Source organism: Neptuniibacter sp. UBA6509, from assembly GCA_002435145.1.
In the GTDB taxonomy this organism is placed as follows: Bacteria; Pseudomonadota; Gammaproteobacteria; order Pseudomonadales; family Balneatricaceae; genus Neptuniibacter.
On record DJLT01000062.1, the window covers coordinates 1 to 4,286 of the forward strand.

Sequence of the window (4,286 nt, forward strand, 5' to 3'; positions counted from 1 at the left end):
CAGGGTATTCATCTTTAAGTTATCTGAGGAACTATCCATTTAAAACTTTGAAAATTGATCGGAGCTTCATCTCCGGTCTGAAATATGACAGTTCGGCTCCGGCATTAATTGATGCGACTATTGCGATGGCTAAAGCGCTAGGTTTGGAAGTGATCGCTGAAGGTATTGAAACTGATTATCAGAATAATTATCTCCTTGATCGAGGCTGTGACTACGGGCAGGGCTATTTTTATAGTAGACCTATTTCTGAAAGTGAGTTCAAAAAGTTAATAGTTGAAAGTCATTAGGAAGTGGGAGTGTAGATGGGATTAGAAAGTGCAGAAAATAATCGAACCGCCGATATAAGGTTTTTCAAAACCTGTAAGATGAATTACATTTAGCTAGATATTGCTGCTATTTCCTAGAAAGTATTGGAAATTACAGCCACTCAAATCCTCCCTAAATTGCAAGTAGCTACCCCTAATAGGAGCCTTATTCCTGCTGACCTGACCAGATAGGGACCAGAGGCTATTTGCATAAGTTCTTTTACTTGATCTCCGGTCCTCACAGTAGGATCTACTAAACTCGTTACGAAGGCGCTGATAAATTCTCTCTTGAGAGAATAAAGTAAGGCTAATATAGGACCACTATTTCATCAAGACCATTCTTGGTGGCAAATGCAGCTAATTGCCCCGTTTCTTTCATCTTTTTAAGAAATTCATCCACCTCACTTAGCCACTCAGTCTCCCCTTTAGGTACTGCGTATGCATAATTTGTTTTTGCTATGGGAAAATTGGGCTTTATTAGAACTGCCCAATCTGTCAACTTAGCCATTCTTGTTCCATATGGATAATCAGTGATAAATACATCACCACGCCCGCTGAGAACTTCTTGCTCTCTCGCTTTAAAGCTATCAACCACCGCAACCTCTGCGTTTTTGAAAGTAGCCTTGGTTACTGACTCCATGTAAGTCCCCTTCTGCACAACAGCAACATTCCCATGCTTATCAATATCTACCCAATTTCGTATGCGTTTATTCCCCTTTGTACCAACAGCATATATCCCGCTGGATAAGTAAGGCTTTGAAAATTCCATATGGGGGCGCCTAGTATCCCTTACACCTACACCGTGCATGGCAATATCACAATTATCTTCTTTAAGGTTAGTGACCAGCTTCGAGAAAGAGCTTTCTACAAACTTAAGTTTAACCCCCATATGCTCTGCGAAAGCTTTAGCCATATCAATATCAATGCCTTCCAGCACATTGGTCCTAGGGTTACGATAAGTAATGGTAAAATAATCGGGCCAAATGCAGACTCTGAGTTCTTCTGAAGCATATATCCGTTCAGAACGATCACTAGCCACAGTTTGATTAACGTGGCCTAGCGTTGTAAGAAGCACAAGCGCAGTTGTTCTAATCAGCAGATGGCACATTCCTATACCTCGTAAAATACTATTGGTCATGTTACCACTAAGCGTCGTAAACTGAATATTTTCAAGCTGTAATGGTGTATATTCTAAAAAAATACGAATTTCTTTGATTTGGCTCGGAAATTACATGCGCAGCATAAACGCGAGTAAAACAACTTCATTTGCTAAGCTCATATATGGGGGGCTGTTTTGCTTTGTTTGCCTTATCTTCATCACTTTAGCCTTTAGCTATGATCAAAGCCTTGAAGAGCGGAACCATCGAGCCAAACTCTATGCCCAAATGATAGAGAGTACGCTCTCTAGAACATTAGAAGCGATGGAAGTCACTTTAACTTCACTTTCCAATGAGCTAATTACTGATACAGCCCCCTCCTCTTATCGACAGCAACTATTAAACCGTCTTAAATTTGCACCTCATTTAAGACAAATTGTCATTATCAAAAATAATAAAACACTTATCGATACTAGGCACCAGCCTGCTGTAAATATAAATGAAACTGTTTTAGGTTTTGACCGAGAGCAAATTAACCATTATTCATTAGGGTTGATGATAGGTAAACAGATAAGGGGACGATATCTGCCTTATCAGGGGTATTTCCCCGACGAAGGGGAGCATGTGAGTCTTGTTCCTATTGGACTCGACTTCACTGACCCTAATGGAGAATCTTACCGTTTTATTGCAGCCTTTAATCCAGAATATGTGAAAAGATTTATCAGGGAACTACCGTTGCATGAACTTGATAGCGTGTACGTCACCGATTTGGAAAGCACTGCATTAATTCAACACGGGCTTTATGGTCCTGTCCAGCCTCAAGTACATAGCCTAATTAAAATGGCGCTTTCACAAAGCAAGAATATGCTGCAATCAAAGGAGCTTTCCTATTTTTCGAATAATACAATAACAGTTCGTTTTTCAGAAAAATATCCACTGGCAATCTCTGTACTTACCAATCATAGGGGCTCTTTAGAAAAGTGGATTAAAGAGAAAAAAAATCTATTAATGATTGTATTGATTGTGACCGTTTCGATGTTTTTTGGAGCCGTTTTTGTTATCAGAAAGAATTATGCTGCTCTTGAAATGAAGGAAGAAGTTCATCTGTTGTCAGAAGTAGTAGAACACACTCCTACCGGTGTCGTAATAACAAATGCTGAAGGGATAATTCAATACGTTAATCAAAGTTTTGAGAGAGTCACTGGTTACAAAAAATCAGAGGTCATCGGTGAGAACCCGCGAATTTTTAAATCTGGAGATAAATCTGAACAAGAATATCTTGATATGTGGAACTGTCTTGCTTCCGGGCAGACTTGGCTTGGTGAGTTCCACAATAAAAGAAAAGATGGTTCTTATTATTGGGAGCGCGCATCTATAGGAGCACTAAAGGATTCTACTGGAGAAATTACTCACTTTATTGCACTGAAGCAACCTATAGATGATGAGAAAGCGGCACAGGAGAAGTTACGCCTAGCATCGACCGTATTCGATGCCGCAATTGAAGCTATTATGGTAACAAACACTGATAGGGTTATAGAAACGGTTAACCCAGCTTTCCAACGCATAACAGGCTATACAGAAAAAGAAGTTATAGGAAATTATCCATCTATTCTTAAGTCAGGAAAGCACTCTAATGAATTTTATGATGACCTGTATATGACGTTAAAAGAACGTGGTGCATGGCAAGGTGAAATTTGGAATAGAAGGAAGAATGGTGAAGTCTACCCACAATGGCTCATGATATCCTCTCGGCGAGATCTGGATGGAAAGCTCGAAGGTTATGTAGCTATGTTTTCTGATATTACGAAGAGAAAAGCAGATGAGGCTCTTATTCGACAGCAAGCTAATTATGATTCTGTTACTTCTCTGCCAAACAGGAACTTATTTACTGATAGATTAAATCAGGCGCTAGCTCTCACAGATAGAAATCATTCCAAAACAGCTCTTTTATTCATTGATTTGGATCGTTTCAAATATGTAAATGACACATATGGACATCATATAGGTGATTTATTGCTTAAGAGCGTTGCTGACCGCCTCAAAGATGAGATTAGAAAAAGTGATACTGTTGCTCGTTTGGGTGGGGATGAATTCGCTGTAATCATTTCTAACGTCAAAAAGCCTGCTGTAGTAGAGACGGTTGCTAGAAAAATTCTTACTAGTCTATCAGCCCCTTTCAATTTAGAGAGTTATGAAGCACACATTTCTTGTAGTATTGGCATAGCATTTTATCCAGACCATAGCACTCAAGCAGAGAGCTTAATTATTCATGCAGACAGTGCCATGTACCGAGCTAAGCAAAGTGGTCGAAATACCTATGAATACTATAATGAAGACCTAAGCAAAGAGTTAGCTCAAAGGCGTGATATTGAAAAAGACCTTTATCAAGCTTTAGATAAAAATGAATTTTTCTTAGAATATCAACCGATTTGGAATATTGAGCATAGTAAAGTCGAATCGATTGAGGCGCTTATTAGGTGGAACCACCCAGAAAAAGGGATCATTTATCCCGATGCATTTATTCCATTATCGGAAGAATCGGATCTGATTCTTCAAATAGGTGAATGGGTAATAGACCATTGTTGTGAGTTTGCTCAGCAACTACAGCGTAATTACTCCGCCCCTCCCAAGGTAAGCCTGAATGTATCTAGTTTACAGTTTATGAAATCAGGATTGATCCTAAAAATTGAGAAAGCACTGGCAGATAATAATATTAAAGGATATGCAATTTGTATAGAAATTACAGAAAGTGTTTTATTGATAGATCAAAAAAATATTGAAGAGCAACTGACTGGAATCAGATCTATGGGGATAGAAATATCAGTAGATGATTTTGGAACTGGCTTCTCTTCCTTGAGTTACCTCAAAAAATACCCAATCAATC

At 38.9% G+C, this 4,286-nt stretch carries 3 protein-coding genes; 2 read left to right on the forward strand and 1 reads right to left on the reverse strand.

The features are described from left to right. On the forward strand, positions 1-287 hold a 287-nt coding region (locus B4K11_RS07990; RefSeq protein WP_292959315.1), incomplete at its 5' end, for an EAL domain-containing protein. A 325-nt stretch (positions 288-612) separates the two neighbouring features. Here B4K11_RS07990 and B4K11_RS07995 read toward each other — a convergent pair. Further along, complete coding sequence (locus tag B4K11_RS07995; RefSeq protein ID WP_292957776.1) at positions 613-1,443, reverse strand: substrate-binding periplasmic protein; 831 nt, start codon at positions 1,441-1,443, stop codon at positions 613-615. Between the two features lie 94 nt (positions 1,444-1,537). Here B4K11_RS07995 and B4K11_RS08000 point away from each other — a divergent pair. Next, positions 1,538-4,286, forward strand: a 2,749-nt coding sequence (locus B4K11_RS08000) for a diguanylate cyclase domain-containing protein (RefSeq protein WP_292959316.1), incomplete at its 3' end; no start/stop codon positions are given.